The sequence below is a fragment of the Paenibacillus terrae genome (assembly GCF_000943545.1).
GTDB classification, from domain to species: Bacteria; Bacillota; Bacilli; order Paenibacillales; family Paenibacillaceae; genus Paenibacillus; species Paenibacillus terrae_A.
On sequence record NZ_JTHP01000023.1, the window covers coordinates 15,747 to 35,969 of the forward strand.

General features: G+C 50.9%; 17 protein-coding genes. 13 read left to right on the top strand and 4 right to left on the bottom strand.

Features of this window, described 5'->3' with window-relative positions; genetic code table 11:
* The first annotated feature begins 51 nt into the window (after positions 1–51).
* The 4 genes from QD47_RS12970 to QD47_RS12985 all read left to right on the top strand — a co-directional run bounded on the left by QD47_RS12970 (position 52) and on the right by QD47_RS12985 (position 4,351).
* The gene (locus tag QD47_RS12970) at positions 52–1,554 is read left to right on the top strand and encodes an HD-GYP domain-containing protein (protein ID WP_044646525.1); all 1,503 of its coding nucleotides are present in this window, start codon (positions 52–54) and stop codon (positions 1,552–1,554) included.
* Between the two features lie 175 nt (positions 1,555–1,729).
* On the top strand, positions 1,730–3,175 hold the full coding sequence (locus QD47_RS12975; RefSeq protein WP_044646526.1) for an ATP-binding protein: 1,446 nt from the start codon (positions 1,730–1,732) through the stop codon (positions 3,173–3,175).
* 43 nt (positions 3,176–3,218) lie between these two features.
* On the top strand, positions 3,219–3,932 hold the full coding sequence (locus QD47_RS12980) for an NAD(P)H-binding protein (protein ID WP_044646527.1): 714 nt from the start codon (positions 3,219–3,221) through the stop codon (positions 3,930–3,932).
* Between the two features lie 38 nt (positions 3,933–3,970).
* Positions 3,971–4,351 carry a RidA family protein gene (locus QD47_RS12985; RefSeq protein ID WP_014279543.1) on the top strand — a complete coding sequence of 127 codons (381 nt, stop codon included), beginning with the start codon at positions 3,971–3,973 and terminating at the stop codon, positions 4,349–4,351.
* Between the two features lie 89 nt (positions 4,352–4,440).
* Here QD47_RS12985 and QD47_RS12990 read toward each other — a convergent pair whose 3' ends face one another.
* On the bottom strand, positions 4,441–5,196 hold the full coding sequence (locus tag QD47_RS12990) for a tryptophan-rich sensory protein (protein ID WP_044646528.1): 756 nt from the start codon (positions 5,194–5,196) through the stop codon (positions 4,441–4,443).
* Between the two features lie 209 nt (positions 5,197–5,405).
* Here QD47_RS12990 and QD47_RS12995 point away from each other — a divergent pair, with 209 nt between their 5' ends.
* The 3 genes from QD47_RS12995 (at position 5,406) to QD47_RS13005 (ending at position 7,804) form a co-directional block, all read left to right on the top strand.
* Positions 5,406–5,762: a hypothetical protein gene (locus QD47_RS12995; RefSeq protein ID WP_044646529.1), complete on the top strand. Its 357-nt coding sequence runs from the start codon at positions 5,406–5,408 to the stop codon at positions 5,760–5,762.
* Positions 5,763–5,980: 218 nt separating this feature from the next.
* Positions 5,981–7,105 carry an NADH-dependent flavin oxidoreductase gene (locus QD47_RS13000; RefSeq protein WP_044646530.1) on the top strand — a complete coding sequence of 375 codons (1,125 nt, stop codon included), beginning with the start codon at positions 5,981–5,983 and terminating at the stop codon, positions 7,103–7,105.
* A gap of 111 nt (positions 7,106–7,216) precedes the next feature.
* Complete coding sequence (locus QD47_RS13005) at positions 7,217–7,804, top strand: GNAT family N-acetyltransferase (protein ID WP_044646531.1); 588 nt, start codon at positions 7,217–7,219, stop codon at positions 7,802–7,804.
* Here QD47_RS13005 and QD47_RS13010 read toward each other — a convergent pair.
* Together QD47_RS13010 and QD47_RS13015 are read right to left on the bottom strand one after the other, a co-directional pair.
* Complete coding sequence (locus tag QD47_RS13010) at positions 7,734–9,395, bottom strand: response regulator (RefSeq protein WP_044646532.1); 1,662 nt, start codon at positions 9,393–9,395, stop codon at positions 7,734–7,736. The two genes, QD47_RS13005 and QD47_RS13010, sit on opposite strands and share 71 nt — an antisense overlap.
* A 6-nt stretch (positions 9,396–9,401) precedes the next feature.
* Positions 9,402–11,216, bottom strand: a complete 1,815-nt coding sequence (locus QD47_RS13015) for a sensor histidine kinase (protein WP_044646533.1) — start codon at positions 11,214–11,216, stop codon at positions 9,402–9,404.
* A 204-nt stretch (positions 11,217–11,420) separates the two neighbouring features.
* Here QD47_RS13015 and QD47_RS13020 point away from each other — a divergent pair, with 204 nt between their 5' ends.
* From QD47_RS13020 to QD47_RS13030, 3 genes are read left to right on the top strand one after another with little or no spacing between them, the layout of a single operon-like run.
* On the top strand, positions 11,421–12,302 hold the full coding sequence (locus tag QD47_RS13020; RefSeq protein ID WP_044646534.1) for a carbohydrate ABC transporter permease: 882 nt from the start codon (positions 11,421–11,423) through the stop codon (positions 12,300–12,302).
* Complete coding sequence (locus QD47_RS13025) at positions 12,303–13,139, top strand: carbohydrate ABC transporter permease (RefSeq protein ID WP_044646535.1); 837 nt, start codon at positions 12,303–12,305, stop codon at positions 13,137–13,139.
* Positions 13,140–13,188: 49 nt separating this feature from the next.
* On the top strand, positions 13,189–14,487 hold the full coding sequence (locus QD47_RS13030) for an ABC transporter substrate-binding protein (RefSeq protein WP_044646536.1): 1,299 nt from the start codon (positions 13,189–13,191) through the stop codon (positions 14,485–14,487).
* Positions 14,488–14,569: 82 nt separating this feature from the next.
* On the opposite strand, the gene QD47_RS13035 is transcribed toward QD47_RS13030, so the two are convergent.
* Entirely contained in the window at positions 14,570–15,112 is a 543-nt protein-coding gene (locus QD47_RS13035) for a dihydrofolate reductase family protein (RefSeq protein WP_044646537.1), read from the bottom strand.
* Positions 15,113–15,216: 104 nt separating this feature from the next.
* On the opposite strand from QD47_RS13035, the gene QD47_RS13040 reads away from it, so the two are divergent.
* The 3 genes from QD47_RS13040 to QD47_RS13050 all read left to right on the top strand — a co-directional run bounded on the left by QD47_RS13040 (position 15,217) and on the right by QD47_RS13050 (position 20,174).
* The gene (locus QD47_RS13040) at positions 15,217–16,167 is read left to right on the top strand and encodes a helix-turn-helix transcriptional regulator (protein WP_044646538.1); all 951 of its coding nucleotides are present in this window, start codon (positions 15,217–15,219) and stop codon (positions 16,165–16,167) included.
* A 144-nt stretch (positions 16,168–16,311) separates the two neighbouring features.
* Positions 16,312–19,437, top strand: coding sequence for a DEAD/DEAH box helicase (locus tag QD47_RS13045; protein WP_044646539.1), 3,126 nt, complete (start codon positions 16,312–16,314; stop codon positions 19,435–19,437).
* Between the two features lie 20 nt (positions 19,438–19,457).
* A complete protein-coding gene (locus QD47_RS13050; RefSeq protein ID WP_044646540.1) occupies positions 19,458–20,174 on the top strand; it encodes a hypothetical protein in 717 nt (238 codons plus the stop codon).
* Positions 20,175–20,223 lie beyond the last annotated feature (49 nt).

A 20,223-nucleotide genomic window follows, 5' to 3' on the forward strand; every position in this document is an offset into this window, starting at 1 on the left:
TGAATAAACAAGATATTTTGTGAGTGTACGGATGAAAAGAGGGGTAGCATTTTGCCGATCTATAAGCGTTTTATTCAGCATGTTATCCTGAACTATATTATAGGTTCGTTTATAGCTGTTCTGTTGGTAGGCGCAATTTTTATATTTTCCACGTTAAATGTAGCCCATTATGAATTTTTAGGTCTTATGAAGATCATTGCTTTTTCCAGTATTATTATGATAGCTTGCGAAACGCTGGTATTTAGGATGCATCTGGGACCAGTTCGTCACTTTTTTCTGGATAAGCGGACGACGTTCGAGGATGTAGAAGCGATGTATATACGGATTCACCGTCTGCCTAATCTGTCTGTGTTACGTATTATGGGACCGCATTTACTCGGTTTTTCCATCCCGGCAGCTGGTATGGCCATATGGATGATTCATACCAGACAGCTCACCCTGCCCTTCTATTATGTGGGAATTGCCTGTATAGGGGCTTGTCTGGTTGCTTCGATGCACGCGATGATTGAATTTTTCCTGACGATGAGGGCGATCCGTCCGTTGCTGATAGAAATTAGAGACCGAACTTATCAGAAATATGGAATTAACATATCGCTTCGGGGACGGGTATTACTATCGCTCCGGCACAAATTTCAGCTGAGTGCAACGTTGATTGGTGCTTTTCCGCTGTTTTTGTTTTGCCTGGCTACGCAGATTCGGCTGGAACATCTGGATGAGGCACTTTCCAGCTCCTATTGGTTATGGGCGGGCACGATTTTACTATTTGGTGTGGCCTTTGCTTATCTGGGAGGTTGGCTGTTAACCCGTGAGATTGAGCAGCCAATTCACCATCTGCTGGAAAAAATGAATGAAGTGAAGGAAGGCCGCCTGAACGATAAGGCTAGCGATTTGTACTCTGACGAATTTGCGAAGCTGGTTGAAGGCTTTAACATCATGGTTGAGGGATTGAAGGAACGGGAAGACAAAAACAGTCAGCTACAGGAAAGTTATTTCGCCACCTTGGCGGCAGCACTGGATGCGAGGGACGCTTATACCGCAGGACATTCTTTGCGTGTGGCTGAATACTCGGTGATCATTGGACGGCGGGGCGGTTTGAATGAGACAGACCTCGATTTGCTGCGCAAAACGGCATTACTGCATGATATCGGCAAAATCGGCGTAGCCGATGCCGTGCTGCTCAAGGATGGCAAGCTGACGGATGAGGAATTTGACCAGATTAAAATGCACCCGGTCATGGGAGAAAGCATTCTCCGCCAGGTGGAGCCGGCCGATGCCATGGCTCCTTATTTGCCCGGCGTGCGTTCGCACCACGAGCGTTATGATGGCAAAGGATATCCAGACCAGCTCTGCGGGGAGGATATCCCGCTATTTGGACGGATCATCGCGGTAGCGGATGCGTATGATGCGATGACGTCTGACCGTCCATACCGGAAGGGTATGCAGAAAGAAAAAGCGGTTATGATATTGGAAGAGGGAAAAGGAACCCAGTGGGACCCTTACTTTGCTGAATTATTTGTCGAAGAATGGCGCCGAAACAAGGGCATCATGAGTTGACCCTATACTGTATATCCACCAGGGCGAGCCGTTGCGGTTCGCCTTTTTTATATAGGGATGTGCGCAGCTTTTGACATGTCGAAAGCTGAAGCTTCATGTTATGATATACGAGAAAAGCAAAAGCGGTCGGCATAGGCCTGGCATCCAATTTTTCTCGCTATGGGAGTGTGAGTCCATGCAATTTTCAATAATGTTTCTAATGAATTTGGGGATGCTGATTGCCGTTGCCTATGTGGCGAACGTGATTTATAAATATGGGTTGAGTCGTACTTCTTCGCGATTTAAATATATCAGCTCGGTACTGCTGGTGGTATTTGGCGGATGGGTTAGCTCTTGCTTCGGTTTTAACTTTAGCGAGACGGTTATTTTTGATCTGCGCTTTGTGCCGTTAATTATCGCGGCGTTGGTGTATCCCCGCTCCTATACGCTTGTTATTATCGGGGTAGCGATCGGGCTTACGAGATTTACCTTCGGTGTGAATATGGCGGCGTGGGCCGGCTTTCTGAATATGAGCATTCTGGGCGTGCTGTGCGCCGGATTGAACTACTGGATGCGCCGTTCCACCTGCCGTCTGATTATTAAGGCATCGGTGACCATTTTAGCGGTTAATATCGTAAATACGTTGAATATTGCCTTTCTGGGCGTCATTCCATGGCGCTATTATGTGGCGGAAGTTGTCCCTCTCACTTTGCCTATCGGCATTGTACTCAGCTTTTTATTTGCGCTGATTTTACGTGATTTTCAGATGGAGCAGATGCGTAATTATCAGATTATACAGGCGAATCAGCTATTATCAGAGCAGCGTGATGAGCTACAGAAGACGAAAATCATTTTGGAAGAACGGGCCAGACAGTTAATGGTGGCTTCCCAATATAAATCGGATTTTATGGCAACGATGTCGCATGAGCTGCGTACACCACTTAATAGCATTATTAATCTGGCGCAGATCATCAACGAACAGGGAAAAGAACTGGATGAGGACGAGCTTTACCAGTATAGCGAGCTGATCTATGCCTCGGGGCATGATTTACTCCAGTTGATCAATGACATTCTGGACTTGTCCAAAGTTGAGGCGGGGCGGATGGAAATCGTCAGTGAGCCGGTCAGCGTACGCGAGATTGCGCAGGTGATGATGATGCATTTTGAAGTCACTGCCAAGGACAAGAAGCTTGAATTCAGCTTGAAGGAGCATGGTGATATACCGGATGAAATTCGATCCGATCCCAAACGTGTACAGCAAATTTTGCGCAACCTGTTGTCTAACGCTTTTAAGTTCACTCATGAAGGACGTGTACTGCTGGAAATCAGCACTCAGCATCTGGAACGAAAAGGGCAGGAGGGTGATTGGGTTGTATTTGCGGTAAAAGATACGGGCATCGGTATTTCCAAGCTTCAGCAGCATGTTATTTTTGAGGCATTCCAGCAGGCAAACGGTTCCATTAACCGAAAATATGGAGGAACCGGACTGGGACTGTCGATTAGCCGTGATTTATCCCGCTTATTGGGCGGTTTTATCCGTTTGGAGAGTGAGGAGGACAAGGGGAGCACATTTTTCCTGTACCTGCCCATGTGTCCGTCTGAAAGCAAGGAGGCGGGCGAACAGCCGTTTAAATTAGCCTAATAGCACAGGAGCAGGTAGGTTACAGGCATAAAGGAGGTCTATCGTGGAACGTAAAGCGGTCGTTGTGGGTGCAACGGGGCTTGTCGGGGGTTATGTTGTACGGGAGCTGCTGGTGCAAAAGGAATACAGCCGCGTCATGGTTGTGGGCAGACGTCCACTGGAAATCAAGCATCCCAAGCTGGAGCAGGCACTCATCGACTGGGAGCAGCCGATGGAAGCGGCATCCGCCTTCGAGGGGGTTGCTGATGTTTTTTGTTGCCTCGGGACGACGATGAAAAAGGCTGGCTCCAAGGAGCAGTTTCGTCAGGTGGACCTGGACTATCCGGTTCTGACCGCCCGGTTGGGCAAAGAGGCCGGTGCGGTGCAGATGCTCGCCATCTCCTCGATGGGAGCGGACCCGGAATCGCGCGTGTTTTACAACCGTACGAAGGGTGAGGCTGAGGAGGCGCTTACCGATATTGGCTTGCCTGCGTTGCATTTGTTCCGTCCGTCGCTGATTTTAGGCACAAGGCCCGAACGTCGTTTTGGCGAAGCCGCCGCGGCCGTCGTGATGAAGGCACTGGATGGCGTGATGACAGGCAAACTGGCTTCCTACCGCGCCATCCCGGCCTCGGTGATCGCACGGGCTATGGTACGAATCGCTCTCGCGCATGCGAGCGGCGTACATATTTATCCGAATGATATCATTCGGGTCATCGGAGCTGAGCTGACACCCGGTGAGGATGAAACCGGCACAGAAACGGGTGCCATGCTATAATACGGAGAACCAGTATCAGGAAGGAGAATTCAACCTATATGAAAAAAACAATTGCCACTGAAAAAGCTCCCGGCGCTATTGGACCCTATAGCCAAGCTGTAGAGGCGGGTGGTTTTATTTACACCTCAGGACAGCTTGGACTGAATCCGGCAACAGGTGAGTTCGGTAAAGATGTACAGGAGCAGGCTCGTCTGTCCTTGAGCAACGTACAGGCTATTCTGGAAGCGGCTGGAAGCAGCCTGAACCAAGTCGTGAAAGCGACCGTATTCCTGAAAGATATGAACGATTTTGTCAGCGTAAATGAAGTATACAGCTCTTTCTTCGAACAGCCGTATCCGGCTCGTAGTGCGGTGGAGGTAGCACGTCTGCCGAAGGATGCACTAGTGGAGATTGAAGTTATCGCCTTGAAAGGCGAATAGGCTGAGGAATATAAAAGAACTTCCAAAATCCACACATGATGTGGAAATGGAAGTTCTTTTATGCCTGTGGTATACGTGATGAGATTCCTTTAGTCCCGGTCCCGGTTACGGGCAAAGAACAGCCAAAGCGAGTACACCAGGATGATTGCGGCCAGAATGAATGCAGCCAACCGCACGTTTTCATTGTTCGGATGCTCGATGGCGATGGCGACATAAGCCCACACGAACACAAGTGGATAAATGCTGTCACGATATGGGAAGCTGACCATGATAGCAAGCACGGTGCCAATGACCAGGATGATGATCGCCCAAGTAGTATCGCTGAGCCCCCAGCCGCTCCACTCGTTCTTTTTCAGTGCCACCGTGATGTTGATGATGGTAGCGACGGATACCCAGCCAAGATTCAGACTGAACGGGAGCTTGACGAACCACATTTCCCCGAGGGTTGGTTGCGGCGTACGAGTGCGCACATATACGACAGCCAGAGAGAGCAAGTACAGGATAATGACAATCACACACAACTCTACATATACATACTGCCACAAAAAAATCCAGATCATGTTGAAGATACAGCTTAAAATAAAGAAAACCCCGATAGACTGAACGCTCGTCTTGGTTTGTCCTGCCGATGTAGCCTGATACACAACAAAGCAGGCAAGCAGCAAGTAAATAACCGACCAGATGGAAAAGGCATAACCCGCAGGTGTCAGCAGGGTAGGGTACATGTTGGATACGGCAGCAGTGCTTCTTCCGCCGATGGGAAGTGTGGAAGCCAGAATGTTAATGACGATGACAGCGATAAACGCAATGATATTCCACCATTTCAATGAATGGCTTTGTGCCATAGGGCATCTCCTCCTCAATGAATAATGAACCGTGGAATGACCGACTGGTCACAATCTTCTACTATGAATATACCCAATTTGCTACCAAATATGTCCTTGCCGGGAAAAGTTTCATGCTACAAATATTTTATTAAAAAGGTGTATTTATATGCAGTCATATGTAATCCAATGATAAAAATTTTAAGCACTAGAAGTGAGAAGATAGGAGAATGAATGGTTTGGAAAAAGCGGGGAAGTTCGTAGGAGGAACCTTTTCGATCTGGGTACTTTTATTTGCATGTCTGGGATTTTTCTTTCCTGCGGCGTTTACAGGGCTGAAGGGATACATACAGCTATTCCTTGGCATCGTGATGTTCGGAATGAATCTTTCCAAACGCAAAGCCGTTACACTGGAAACAGGGATGCAAAATTCCGGGTTGGGCGCGGCGCTGGCAGCGGCTCATTTTAATCCGGTTGCTGCTGTTCCGAGTGCCATTTTCAGCGTGTGGCACAATATTTCCGGCTCGCTGCTTGCGACCTGGTTTTCCCGTCGGGAAGAAAAGGACAGCACAGCCAGGAACAATTGAATTACTGTCGGTGGCTTATGACAAGTGGCTAAGGTTCAGATTTTCCGGACAGTTTAAGGAAGGTCAAAAGGTTAGATTTGACTTTATGGAGGCGGATCATTATACTGTGGTTATTATAACCACTGTATTAAAGTAAGCAATTAAAGCAAGTCACAGTAGGCAGGTTTCATGGTTTACAGCCTCATCTGATCTGACTTAAACTGAAGGAGAGAAAACGAATGAACCCGAAATATAAACCTTTATTTGATACTTTTACTCTGCCATCTGGCGTTACATTGAAAAACCGTATCACGATGGCTCCTATGACCAACTTTGCGTCTCATGAAAATGGTGAAGTCAGTGACCAGGAGTTGGCTTACTACCGTGAACGTTCCGGCGGTGTAGGTGCGGTCATTACCGCTTGCGTGTACGTGACTCCAGACGGTAAAGGCTTTGTAAATGAGTTTGGCGCGGACAAGGATGAAATGATTCCGAGCCTGCGTCGTCTGGCCGACACGATTCATCAGGAGGGCGCAAAAGCGATTCTGCAAATTTATCATGGCGGTCGTTCGTGCCCACCGGATCAAATACCGGACGGACAGCCGATCAGCGCAAGCGCGGTGGCTGAGGAAAAAGAAGGCGCACCTGTGCCGCGTGAAATGACCACCGATGATATTCACCGTGTTATCCGTGCCTATGGCGAAGCGACTCGCCGCGCGATTGAAGCGGGCTATGACGGTGTGGAGCTTCACGGCGCGAACGGTTATCTGGTGCAGCAGTTCTTCTCCCCGCATTCCAACCTTCGTACCGACGAATGGGGAGGAAGCCTTGAGAAACGCTTGACCTTCCCGCTGGCGGTTGTTCACGAAGTGAAGAAAGTGATCGCAGAGCATGCGAAGCAGCCGTTCGTTTTCGGCTATCGCTTGTCTCCCGAAGAGGGACACACGCCAGGCATTACATTGGACGATACGCTGGTGCTCGTAGACCGCTTGGCGGATCAAGGGCTGGATTACCTGCACATTGCCGTCATGCATTTCTTCGGTGGTTCGTTCCGTGACCGTAGCGACGAACGGTCACGTACTGTTCTCATTCATGAGAAAGTTGGAAATCGCGTGCCGATTATGGGAGTTGGGTCGCTGAATACACCGAACGAGGCGCTTGCAGCGCTGGAGACAGGTGTACCGCTGGTTTCACTGGGACGTCCGCTTCTGAAGGAGCCGCAATGGGTTCAGAAGGTGCAAAACGGAACAGAAGATACGATCCGCACGACATTGTCCAAGCAAGCTCAACAGGAGCTGGTCATTCCGGACTACCTGTGGGGTGCGTTGACGATGACACCCGGCTGGGTGACTTTTACGGATTAATTTTTGAATTGAAGGGATACCCTGGGTTGCTGCCAAGCATCCGGGGTATTTTCCTGTCTTGTGTCCCGTGAGTACGAAACATATGAATAGCGAGAAAGAAGGAAAATGACAATGTTACATGAAGCTAATGGTTCGTTTTCAATAGAGTCCACCCATCCCGGGTTACGGATTCGACTTTTACAAGTAAGTGATGCAGAACGATTATTGGAGATTAGACGCGAAAATTTTGATTTTTTTAAGCCATTTGAGCCAGAACGGTCTGAAATTTACTTTACGCTGGAAGAACAGGCCCGCCTGATTTCCATCGGCCTTGAAGCTGTGCAAACCGGGCAGGGATATACGTTTGGACTTTTTTTGCCGGAAAATGATAAGCTGATCGGCAGAATGGAGCTATCGGGCGTAGCCAGAGGCCCTTTTCAAAATGCGAATCTGGGATACTTCGTAGATCCTGCACATCACGGACAAGGCTACGCCACCTCAGCAGTAAAGGATGTTGTACGTTACGCCATCAATGAATTGGGATTGCACCGTATACAGGCCGGGGTTATGCCGAGAAATACGCCATCCAATCGAGTGATGGAAAAGGCCGTATTTCGCCGGGAAGGGCTGGCTCTAAACTTTTTGAAGATTAATGGTGTCTGGGAAGATCATGTGCTGTATGCGTTAACGGCTGAGGATCTACAGAATGGCGTTTTCTGAACTCGCCGGGCGTGATGCCCTCCAGTTTTTTGAATACCTTGCCAAAATATTTTTCGTCCTGATAACCAACCATACCGGCAATATGATGAAGGCGTAGCTTGTCGTTTAACAGCAGCAGCTTCGCTTTGTCCATCCTGATCCGACATAGATACTCGGACAGATTAACGCCGTATTCCTGCTTGAATTTACGAGAGATATATTCCCGACTGAGGTAAAAACGGCTCGCCATATCCTGTAGGGAAATGTCCTCATCGTAATGAGCGTCCAGATAGCGGGCAATATCACGGATAACAGGATTGCTTGGGCTATGGCTTGGTGTAAGGGCCTGACCGGCCGCAAGCAGTCGGTTTTCAACCTGCTTCTGCCATAGGGGCAGGGATAGCAAGCCCCGGTTGTCGACCGGCAGGGCAGGGATGGAGCCGTGCTCGTCTGCCAGTTCCTCCCCTGCCGCATCGCCGGGTCTGTCGTTCAGCCAGCGGGCCAGCATCCAGTCCAGCTCCTGATTCCAGCCGACCAGTTGCTCTGCCGTAACCGAAGGCAGCTCGGCTACGGCTGATATCCAGCGGCCAGCCGCCGCAGCTATACGACTGGCGTTGCAGCTGAGTGCACTAAGCCGCAGCTCCTCCTCCATCTCGGGAAGCTGGGGAAGACGTACGGCTTGCCGTGCAAGAGAGCTATGGTGCAGCCAGTCGGCGGCTTGCAGCACATCCCGTTTCCACAATGCTTGCCGCGCTTCCTGGTAGGCTGTGGCCGCCGTCACGGGAAAGGCACCGAAAGAGCCGATTCCAATATGCATATAGCACCGCAACGCCGTTCTTATCCCTGTGTGTATATCCTGCAAGAGCAGCGGCCAGCGGGACGGTTCGCCCCAATACAGCAGAATAATTTCGTCCATACGCTCCAGATGACGGAACGCAATCCCGGTTTGGGAATTCCCGAGAAACTCGTTACAGATGTTAATCAGGGAAAAGCCCAGAAGCGTGTGCCGCGTTTTGTATTTGTCCAGTATATCGGCATCCAGTTGAGTGGTGCTCATCACCGCTGCATTGCACATATGAATAGCCGCAGGAAGATGCAGTTCCTCACGTAAAGGCGTGATGGAAAGATGGGTATTCGCCGTGCCGGACACCAGCTCGGTCAGGAGCTTGTCGGCATAGTGCGGCCTCATCCGGTTCACCTCAATCGCCTGCATCGTGTGCCTGTTCCGGTCTTGCTCCGCTGTCTGCCAGGCTTGAGTGGCTTTGGTTAAAGCCTCGTTAATCTCCACCGGGTCCACAGGCTTGAGAATATAGTCCATGCCTCCCCGACGGATGACCTGCCGGACCAGCTCAAAATCGTCATAGCCGCTGACCACCACGACTCTGGTCGCGGGGGAATTCACCTGAATCCACTCCATTAGGGCCACCCCGTCCTTGCCAGGCATCCGCATATCCGTGAGTACAACAGGTGGCGAAAGGGCGGTGATGACCTCAATCGCCTGATCTCCCGACTCAGCTTCAATGACCTCAGTCACGCCACAAGCTTCCCAATGTACAAGCATTCGAATGGCATGGCGCACATGCTTTTCATCATCCACAATCAGCACTTTCATGACAGGTCACTCTCCCTTAATATGAATTTCGGTATGGGCTTCGGTACGAATTTCGAGTGTATAACGAACGCCATGAGGCAGAATATTGTCTACATACAGGGTATTAGAGCCGTCTTCGGAGTGAAGCTGGATGCGCAGCAGCACATTACGGAGTCCGATAGAATCCGACTCGCCAGTGTTCGGTTCCTCATAGGCTTTCAGCGGACGTTTCAGCATATGCTGGAGCTGCTCCAACTCAGCCTGCGGAATGGAAGTTCCGTTATTTTCCACTGTTATCTTCACGATTCCTTCCCGAATTCGGCAGCCTGCAATTCGAATTTCACCATGTCCCAGCCGCGGATCAGCACCGTGTTTAAAGTAATTTTCCACTAATGGCTGGAGAATCATTTTGGGCACCTGGTCATCCAGGACTCCATCTGCCCACTGGTAAGTGACCTCTAATTGCTCGCCAAAGCGTTCTTTTTGCAAATCAAGATATTGCTTTACATGCTCGGCCTCTTCCTTAAGTGTTACGACCGTATGATCCCGCATGTTATAGCGCAGCATTTTGGCAAGGGAAGAGAGCAGAGAATAGATTCGCGGCACCTCATGCTGTAGAGCCAGCGTTCCGATAGATTGTAGCGTATTGTATAAAAAATGAGGATTAATCTGTGCTTGAAGCGCTTTCAATTGATGTGTCTTGTTCGCCAGTTCGAGCTTGTATTCCCGTAAAATGAGATTGTTGATGGTATCCATCATCTGTCTGAAACGGCGTGACAGCACTCCGATCTCATCATTGCTCATGGCCCGGATGTCTACATCCAGTTGACCGGACTGAATCTGGTTTATGTAGCGGGTCAGTCGTTTGATGGGCTCCGTGATTTTGATGGAAATCCACAAGGTGGCGACAATGACGAGCAGCAACGCTGCGCCTGTAATGACTGCATTGATCTGGGTCAGGCGAGTGGCCCGTAAATAAAGCGTGCGATTAGGGATTTTCTTGACGATCGTCCAGCCTGACAGGTTGGCATCCAGCTTGCCATACACCTGCAATGCCGTATCGTCTTCAATGACTCCATGCTCGCCTTCTTTAGAAATTCGATTAAGCAGACCAGATTCCTTCCAGTGTGTTCCAATCAACGCTTCCTGCCCACTATATATGATCGTTCCGTTCCGGTCGATCAAAAACAGTTCCTCTGTATCTGCATCGTACAACTGACGGCAAATGCTACGCAGCGGGTCCAGACGAACATCCATAGCAAGCACCCCAAGCATCTCTGAGGAAGGAATGTTCCGAATCGCCCGATGGAGTGTAAATACCTGCCGCTGTGTGTCGTGTTCTGCATAGGAAACCGTCGAAAAGCCGTACAAATGCTTCGTATGTGAAGGCTGGATGAACAATCCGGAAGAGCCGTAATGAATTGAACCGGGAAAGGGTGCCAGCCGGAATTCCCGTAGAGGGACTGTGCTGGTAATCAGCGTAGATTGCCTGGCCTCAAAAGAGTGCAAATACACCTGATCGATGCCTGACGAAGCATTCATCATCGTTTGCAGCGTGGTGTAAATTTCGGCAACGGCCCGGTAATCATTCGGAATTTTAGCCAGGTTGCGCAGGAAATGAGGATCATTATAGACTCCAATGGACGCGCGGTTTAATCCTTGTAAATAGTTATCCAGATTCGTAATTCCCTGAAAAATAAGCCGTTCATTTTCTTGTGTGGCCTGCTCTCGCAAGGATTGCTTGGTAAGAATGAAGGTCATGGTCATCGACAGCAGCAGCGGCAGAGTAACCGCAATTAAGAGAAACCAGATCAGGCGAGAACGAATGCTGTGGAATTTCATGCGAATAGCTCCTTTCACAATTCAAGGCAAGCCGGAGGTCAATATTTTCCCCCTGAATGGTTCACGATCTTGCGTGTTCTCCAGAGCGCTTATTCGACATAATGAACATGTGAACCGCAAATCGAATGGTCAAAGCGCCCATGCTGCTTGAGGAAGCCGTAAGGAGCGCTCCAGACGCCAACAGACAAAAAAGGGGGGATCGGCTTGAACCGCGCCAAATCGTCGCAATGGCTCCAGCAATGGATTTTCGTAGGGCCGTCGACGTTATTTTTCGTTATCATTATTGTAATCCCTTTCATGCTAGGAATGTACTATTCTTTTACAGAGTGGAATGGAGTTGCTAATCAGGCGAAGTGGGTCGGATTGGATAATTTCAGTCACATTTTACTGGATGATGACAAGTTTAGGACAGCGTTCTGGTTTACGGTCCGTTTTACGGTGATTGGAGTAGTGGCTGCGAATATGATTGGTTTTTTGCTGGCGTATTTTTTAACCAAGCCGCTGAAAACAAAAAATGTGCTGAGGACTATTTTTTTCATGCCCAATGTGATTGGAGGGCTGTTGCTGGGATTTATCTGGCAGTTTATTTTCGTCAAAGGATTTGCAGCGATTGGAGAGAGTACGGACTTGTCTTTCTTCAATCTGCCCTGGCTGGGAGATGAGATCACGGCTTTCTGGGGTATTGTGATCGTGTTTATCTGGCAAACCGCCGGATATTTGATGGTCATCTACATCTCTTCCCTGACCAATGTGCCGCGGGATATGCTGGAAGCAGCTGAAATTGACGGAGCGAGCCGGATGCAAATATTAAGGTCAATTATACTGCCTTTGATCATGCCTGCCGTTACGGTATGTCTTTTCCTGGCGATCTCGTGGTCGTTTAAAATGTTCGATCTCAATTTGTCACTGACCAAAGGGGGGCCCTTCGGTTCCACGGAGTCAGTCGCACTCAATATTTACAATGAAGCGTTTGTGAATAATCGTTATGGGCTGGGAACGGCCAAAGCACTTATATTCTTTATCATTGTTGCGCTTGTTACGAGCCTTCAGGTGCGTTTGACGAAAAGCCGGGAGGTGGAGGCGTAAATGGAAACAAGCAAGCGTTACCGTGCCGGAACATGGGTGACCGAGCTGGTCATGATTCTCGTCGCTTTGATATTCCTCGTTCCGTTTTATTTTTTGTTCGTCAATTCGGTCAAAAGCTTTGGTGATCTGCTCACCGATTCGGCAGCCTGGCCGCAAACGTTTGTATGGAGTAACTATGCCAGAGCATGGAGCATTACACGTTTTCCTGAGGCCTTATGGAATTCGCTCGTGGTTACGGTGGTCAGTAATCTGTCGCTTGCGCTGATCAGCTCGATGGCTGCTTACCGGATGGTCCGGCATCCGACGCGTTATAACCGGGTGTTGTTCACCCTGTTCGTGGCTGCCATGGTCATTCCTTTTCAATCCGTGATGATTCCTTTGGTCAAGGTGGTCAGTACACTGGGTTTAATGAACAGCATCGGTGGTCTGGTTATCTGTTATTTGGGATTCGGGGCGCCTATGTCCATCTTTCTCTTTCACGGGTTTGTTAAAGGCGTACCGGTTGAGGTGGAGGAGGCGGCAACGGTAGACGGCTGTACGCCTTACGGTGTGTTTTTCCGCATTGTATATCCGTTGATGCTGCCGATGATGGTAACGGTTATTATTTTGAATACGCTCTGGATTTGGAATGATTATCTGCTGCCTTCTCTTGTGCTGCAAAAGGCGGAGCTGCGAACGATTCCAATCGCGACCTATGCCTTTTTCGGACAGTACACCAAGCAGTGGGATTTGGCATTGCCTGCACTGGTACTGGGTATCTTGCCAGTGATCATATTCTTTCTGGCCATGCAAAAATATATTATTCAAGGTATTATGGCTGGCTCAGTCAAAGGCTGAGTGTACCCTGAAAATAACTATCACTTTTTGGATAGAAAGGAACATAATTATGAAAACGCATACTTTTAAAAAGAAAGCCCAAGCTCTGATTCTGCTTCTCGCTGCTTTTGCACTTGTTCTGGCAGGCTGTAACAGTAGCGGTGGTGAACAAAATGCAGGAAAAGAGGAAGCCAAGGAAAAGACGATTCATATTTTTCAGTTCAAGGTGGAAATTGCAGAAGCGCTCAATCGCATGAAGGCGGAATATGAAGCGTCCCATCCGGGAATCAAGCTCGATATTCAGACCGTGGGCGGAGGTAGCGACTATGGGGCTGCCTTGAAGGCGAAGTTTGCCTCCGGGGAGCAACCGGATATTTTTAACGTAGGAGGCTACCGGGAGCTGGATACGTGGCTGGAGTATTTGGAGGACCTGTCTGACCAGCCTTGGGTCGGTGACGTGGTCGATGTCGCCAAGGAGCCCATGAGCAAGGACGGCAAGCTGTACGGTCAGCCGATGAATCTGGAGGGCTACGGCTTTATTTATAACAAGGATTTATTCAAGAAAGCGGGCATTACCGAGACACCCAAAACGCTGTCCGAGCTGGAAGGGGCTGCCCAAAAGCTCCAAGCCGCAGGAATTACCCCTTTTTCTAATGGATATCAGGAGTTTTGGGTGCTGGGCAATCATTTGCTGAACGTGGCATTTGCCAATCAGCCGGACCCGTCAGCTTTCGTGAAGGGACTGAATGATGGAACAGCGAAAATCCCGGGCAACGCTGTATTCGCCGAGTGGATCAAGCTGTTCGATCTGACGCTCAAGTATGGCAACTCCAAACCGCTGACGACGGATTACAATACTCAGGTAACGAATTTTGCTACGGGCAAGGCCGCCATGATGCAGCAAGGGAATTGGACCCAAGTACAAATTGACGGGATTAATCCAAAGCTGAATCTGGGTATTTTGCCTATGCCGATTGGTGAAGACGCAGCAGCCGGAGATAAGCTGTTTGTAGGAGTCGCCAACAACTGGGTGGTTAACAAAAATTCATCTGTCAAAGCCGAGGCGAAGGAGTTTTTAAACTGGATGGTGACATCCGAGCAGGGTAAAAAGTATATCACCAAGGAATTCAAATTCATTCCGGCGTTCAAGAGCATCAAAGGGTCAGAGGCCGATATGGGCCAATTGGGTGCCGAAGTGGTGAAATACAGTCAGGAAAATAAGCTGCTGGGCTGGTTCTTTGCCCGCTATCCTGAAGGAGCGCAGCAGGAATTCGGCAGTCAAATGCAAGCCTATGTGGCGGGTAAATCGGATGCCGGGAAGCTGTTCGAGGATTTCCAGAGCACGTGGGATAATTTGAAGACCAAATAATGAACAAAAGCACGCGATACAGCCTTCGTATGTCAGGGAGATTGCTTGATCCTGAAATACGAAGGCTTTTCTGTAAACAGAGTTATATATGATAATGAAGCATAATGATATCCCCGCGGCGTTCTATTTCTTTGAGTTCAAACGTACTTGGCGGTGTTCCTTCTGGAAATAATGGTATTCCTTGTCCGAGCACCTTGGGAATGACCGCAATGATAGCCTCCTCCAGCAGTCCCTCTCGCATGAAGGCCTGAACTAGCTGGCCTCCACCCACCAGCCATACTGCACCTTCCGATTGTTCTTGCAGACGCGGAACAAGCTCAGACAGAGCTTCGTCTGTAAACGTAACATGCGGTGCTTGCTGATGCTTCGTTAATGACCGGGTGAGTACATAACACGGCTTGCCAGCATAAGGGAAATCATCTGAAAGCTTCAATACCTCCTCATACGTTAACCTGCCCATCAGCACCGTGCCTACGGTGTCGTAAAAGTCGGCATATCCATTGTCCCCGCCGTCCCCTTTGACATCATACAGCCAGTCCACTGAGCCATCTGGCAGCGCTATATACCCGTCGAGACTCATGGCAATATACAGCACAGTTTTGTTGCGAGATTTTGTATCCTTCATCGTTCATCGCTCCTTTCTATCTCCTATGATATAATGTATTTATGACATATCATGTCGTAGTTAAATTGCGTATCCGATTGAATTTTTAATAAAAGGAGTACCTGATGAACGAACGCAGAATTGCCCTTATGAGGATACTGGATTCCCGAAAAAAATATACGGCACGTGAGCTTGCCGAGCGTTTTGACGTCTCCGTCAGGACGATACAAAGAGATCTCGACTATTTGCAGCAGACCGGGTTACCCCTTTATACCGAAACTGGACCTCATGGCGGGTACCGGGCGCTTCCCAATCGACTTCTTCCGCCCCTTCATCTTGCCCGCGACGAGGCCTTGGGTCTTTTTCTCATGCTGCAACTGCTGGAAGACATTCCTGATATCCCTTTCGGATCGGTTCGTGGGCATGTATCCGAGCAATATTATGCCGGGCTTCCACAGGATGTGCAGGATAGCATTGATCAATTGAAGGATTATATCTCTTTTCGCATGATGCCTACTCACGCAGAGTCGCCCTACACCTCGCTCATTTTGGAGGCTGCGTTGAATAAGCGCCGGGTGAAGATGCATTACCGCTCCGCTTCCGGGGAAAAGTGGACTGAAGTATATCCGGTTGGGCTATATTTTGATCACGGATATTGGTACATGCCAGCGCATAGCAAAGACCGGATTATCCTGTACCGTTCTGATCGGGTAATCGCAATGACCATGCTGGAACAAACCTTACCCAGCCTTCCCACACTCCGGGAATGGATGGCTTCGGATGATTCCCGCCAGGGAATTCCGTCAAAAATAAAGTTTACTGCGTTTGGTGCCCGGCTGGCGGAATCAGACCCCCTCTTCCAGAATGTCTCCCATCAGGAATGGCAGGGATATATTCCGCTCGAGGAATTGAGTTATGTATCCAGACTCCTGTTAAAGTATGGGCCGGAGGCCGAGGTTATATATCCGGAAGAGCTGCGTATGCGAGTCAGGCAACTGCTGCAAGACAGCCTGAATCCTTATCTGAAGGATGCGGAAGCTGATGATGAAGAAAAGAGACTTGATCCTATAGATTGAGTCTCTTTTGTATAGTTAATCACATGAATATTTAAGGTTATTAACTTATGAGTTTCCATTTATTTTTGCGATAAAGTTTTGAAAAGAGCCCATTTTCGTATATGATGAAGAGTAATAATTCAAAAGGCTGGACGGGAGACAGATATGAATCAACCGCTTTATGGAATATGGCTCGGAGATGTGTTTTTTTGCTTTTCTGGTGAGACGTCGGAACCACGTATTGATGCGTGGAGCAGTGTGGTCCGCAGGCTGACGCTGAAGGGAGACCTTCGGCCGTTTCGGCAGGCTGCGTTGCGTCTTGCTGAGGTGCGGATACCGAACACCGCTCGTGTGGAAGTCGCAGGCAGAGGAGGCAAAAGACGCTCCATGCTGGGCCGCACGCTGGAGGGCTTGGCGCTGGAACCGCGCGAAACGCTGGCCCTGCTGACCCGTATGGACGAGAAGGGCTGTGCCACGTCGGGCATTACGCTGGGAGAGGAAATGCAATATTGGCAAAAGGCCGCTTATTTTGCGCTGGAACTGATGCAGCGAGGCGAAATTGCGCCATCGCTTACAGAGGCGCGTCCATCGGGACCGCGCCGTCGCGGCCCGGAGGCGGCGGTTGGGGTGTGGATTCCCCGGCTGCGCCAGGAGGAGGACGTTCGCCGCTTTCATGAGCTGGCTTCGGCGATGCCAGCCGTCTGTATGGCGGCTCCCGCCGTCTTCGCAGGCAAGGAGCCGGAAACACGGGAGGATGCAGCGGGAATTGTGCTCTATTCCTTCCTGTGTGCGGTCATCCATGCGGAAACGACCGCGGTGCTGGCAGCCTCCGATCGTGAGCTGAGCAGATATCGCGCAGAGTATCGGCGCGGGGGATCGCCGCTGGCAGAACTGTGGTGGAACAGTCTGCTAACAGGTTCCCGCCCGGTTGCGATACAGGGAACGCCTGCCGAGATGGAGGAGTTGGTTCTCCAGGCGGCCTCTCTTGAAGGAAGCGCGATGCCAGTCATGGAACGGGAGGATCAGGAGCCGATCGAAGGGCAGGTTCGTCTGTGTCTTCGTCTGGAGCCTTCACTGGAAGAGAATGTGAAGGAATGGCGTATTACCTTTTGGGCGGAAAGCGATGCCGAGCCGGGGTTGCGACTGCCTGCTTTGGCGCTGTGGGCGCATCCCGAGCGCGATCTGGTGCGTGGCACCATCGTGTATCGCCAAGTGCAGGCACAGCTGCTGCTGCTGCTTGGACAGGCGGCCGAAGCGGCGCCGATACTGCAAGAAGCGTTAAGTCGCCCTTATCCCGAGGGCCTCACGCTGGAGCCAGAGCTGTTCTTCCGCTTCCTGACGGAAGCCGTACCCGCTCTGCAAAAGAACGGAACCACCGTGCAAATGCCTTCACGCTGGAGCCGAGAGGGTCGCCGCCGCGCAGGCTTGCGGCTCAAAATGCGTTCAGCGGAGCGCGGCACCCCGCCGGAAGGCGTGAATACCGACACATCGACGGTCGGTATTAACCGCATGATTTCCTTTGATGCAGAGGCTGTGCTGGGCGATACGACCTTGACGATGGAGGAATTGGAAAGCATCGTCGCGGCTAATTTGCCGTATGTACGTCTGGGAGGCGAATGGATCGAGGTCGATCCGAAGGAAATTCGTCAGGTGCTGCGTTTTATCAAGCGCGGTGAAGACGGCGAAATGACCTTGTCCGAATGGATGCATCTGGCCGCGGAAAATGAAGGTGCAGGCGAGGCCTCATGGAAGGGCCTGTCCATCTTCGGCGCGGAATCTGCCGGGTTGCTGGCCTCTCTGGTTGAGGGCGGCGTGCTTCGTTCTGTGGAGCCGCGCCCTGTACCAAAGACGCTGCATGGCGCATTGCGTCCTTATCAGGAGCGCGGCTTCCAATGGCTGGCTGCCATGCGCGGGCTGGGCTTCGGTGTCTGCCTTGCGGACGACATGGGGCTTGGTAAAACGATTCAGGTTATTACCTGCCTGCTCGATGGCGGCATCGGCGCGACGGATCAGCGTCCAGCGTTGATCGTCTGTCCGACCTCGCTGCTCGGTAACTGGCAGCGGGAGCTGAAGCGTTTTTCGCCGGATTTGTCACTTTATATTCATCACGGCAACCAGCGACTTCACGGGGAGGCATTTCAAGAAAGCGTCCGCGAGTATGATATCGTTCTCACTACCTACCATTTGGCGGGTCGGGACGGCAGCGATTTATCTGCGGTCTATTGGTCCTCTATCGTGTTGGATGAGGCGCAATATATTAAAAATGCACGGACAAAGCAGGCTCAGAGCGTAATGAAGCTGTCAGCACCGCATCGGATCGCCATGACGGGCACCCCGGTGGAGAATCGGCTGAGTGAGCTGTGGTCCATTTTTCAATTTCTGAATCCGGGTTACCTCGGCACCTCATCTTCGTTCCGTCAGCGCTACAGTATGGCGGGAGAGGAGAGAGGGGGTGCGCTGCGCGAGCTATATCGTCTCGTCTCGCCGTTCATGCTGCGTCGACTCAAAAGCGATCCGGATATACGCAAGGATTTGCCGGAGAAGCTGGAATTGAAATCATATTGTGTACTGACACCGGAGCAGGCTGGATTGTATCGCGGCGTGGTGGATCAACTCATGGGGACACTGGACGGGCAGATCGGTATCGCCCGCAAGGGGCTTGTCCTGTCTTCGCTGACCAAGCTGAAGCAAATTTGCGACCATCCGGGTCTGATCATTCCGGGCCGGGCTGACACTGGAAAAACCGAAAATTCGGGCAAAATGGAACGGCTGCTGGAACTGGTGGAAACCATTCGGGAGAATGGAGAATCCGCTCTGATTTTCACCCAATATGTGTCCATGGGAGAGCTGTTGGTAGCACGGCTGGCCCGGATTTTCGGGGAAGAACCGTATTTCCTGCATGGGGGGCTGGCGAAAACCAGACGGGACGAAATCGTCCACAACTTCCAGCAGGGGGAAGGGCCGAATATATTCGTGCTTTCCCTGCGGGCGGGCGGCGTTGGCCTGAACCTGACGCGTGCCAGTCATGTTATCCACTATGACCGCTGGTGGAATCCTGCGGTAGAAAATCAGGCGACGGATCGGGTATTCCGCATTGGTCAAAGCCGGAACGTGCAGGTGCATAAGCTGATCTGCCAAGGTACGCTGGAGGAACGGATCGACGAGCTGATCGAGAGCAAAAAGGCGCTTTCCGAGCAGGTTGTCGGCTCCGGTGAGCATTGGCTGACGGAAATGTCTGACGATGAATTGCGTGGTCTGATTGCGCTGCAAAATGATATATGGATTGAGTAAGCACAGAAAGGATGAAGACGATGACAAGGCCGCGAGTGAAGCTGCGAGTAACTGACGGTCAATGGGAGGCGGAAGTAGAGGAGTACGGAACAGACAACGGTTCGGCGATTGCTCAGGCTGCCCGCTGGACTGGTACCGTGCCTGTACTGGACCCGGAACAGCGGACAGCCTGGCTGGAGCAGCTAAAGGCGGAGCCTTGGGACATATACCGTTTTATACAGGGGGAGGCCTGCCTCTCGCTGGATGAGGTCGTTCAGGTAGCAGCCGATGCGGCTACATCCAATCTGGAGGACGGCGTTGGTGCAGCCGACGAAGCGAAGAAGGCTCTCCAAGCGGGGCTGGAAAGCGAGCCGCTGCTTGGTCTGGACCTGATCGGAATGACGCGCGAAGCACTGCTGGAATTCGTATTCAGTGCTTGGGCAGGTGAACTGTCCCATGTGCAGGGGGCATCTCTCGCGCATGAGCCAACCTCGCGGTCAGAGGGCGCACGCAGCGGATCGGCGGCGATCAGCGAATGGATTGCTGAATCTGCCGCCGAAGGAGCATTGCACCGTCCCGGCGCGGGCTTTCATGCCATTGAGATTCGCCTGCCGCAGAAGCTTGCTCCAGTGAATGAAGCGGATATTACGGCATTGCTGCCGGGACTGCCCCGTGTGGAAGAGGCACTGAAGCTCATACGTGAGCGTGTAGCTGAACGCGCCCGGGCCACAATTCCGCAAAAACGTCATACTCCCTAACAATTCGGGTCTATTCTTTCTTTTTCGGGCCTATTCAGCTTCATCGAAC

What these genes read in the sequence shown, in the direction of transcription:
- QD47_RS13045 (WP_044646539.1), top strand. Translation starts at nt 16,312, where the DNA reads ATGAATCAACCGCTTTATGGAATATGGCTCGGAGATGTGTTTTTTTGC.
- QD47_RS13035 (WP_044646537.1), bottom strand. Translation starts at nt 15,112, where the DNA reads ATGAAGGATACAAAATCTCGCAACAAAACTGTGCTGTATATTGCCATG.
- QD47_RS13040 (WP_044646538.1), top strand. Translation starts at nt 15,217, where the DNA reads ATGAACGAACGCAGAATTGCCCTTATGAGGATACTGGATTCCCGAAAA.
- QD47_RS13000 (WP_044646530.1), top strand. Translation starts at nt 5,981, where the DNA reads ATGAACCCGAAATATAAACCTTTATTTGATACTTTTACTCTGCCATCT.
- QD47_RS13025 (WP_044646535.1), top strand. Translation starts at nt 12,303, where the DNA reads ATGGAAACAAGCAAGCGTTACCGTGCCGGAACATGGGTGACCGAGCTG.
- QD47_RS12985 (WP_014279543.1), top strand. Translation starts at nt 3,971, where the DNA reads ATGAAAAAAACAATTGCCACTGAAAAAGCTCCCGGCGCTATTGGACCC.
- QD47_RS12975 (WP_044646526.1), top strand. Translation starts at nt 1,730, where the DNA reads ATGCAATTTTCAATAATGTTTCTAATGAATTTGGGGATGCTGATTGCC.
- QD47_RS13030 (WP_044646536.1), top strand. Translation starts at nt 13,189, where the DNA reads ATGAAAACGCATACTTTTAAAAAGAAAGCCCAAGCTCTGATTCTGCTT.
- QD47_RS13005 (WP_044646531.1), top strand. Translation starts at nt 7,217, where the DNA reads ATGTTACATGAAGCTAATGGTTCGTTTTCAATAGAGTCCACCCATCCC.
- QD47_RS13015 (WP_044646533.1), bottom strand. Translation starts at nt 11,216, where the DNA reads ATGAAATTCCACAGCATTCGTTCTCGCCTGATCTGGTTTCTCTTAATT.
- QD47_RS12995 (WP_044646529.1), top strand. Translation starts at nt 5,406, where the DNA reads ATGAATGGTTTGGAAAAAGCGGGGAAGTTCGTAGGAGGAACCTTTTCG.
- QD47_RS13010 (WP_044646532.1), bottom strand. Translation starts at nt 9,395, where the DNA reads ATGAAAGTGCTGATTGTGGATGATGAAAAGCATGTGCGCCATGCCATT.
- QD47_RS13050 (WP_044646540.1), top strand. Translation starts at nt 19,458, where the DNA reads ATGACAAGGCCGCGAGTGAAGCTGCGAGTAACTGACGGTCAATGGGAG.
- QD47_RS12990 (WP_044646528.1), bottom strand. Translation starts at nt 5,196, where the DNA reads ATGGCACAAAGCCATTCATTGAAATGGTGGAATATCATTGCGTTTATC.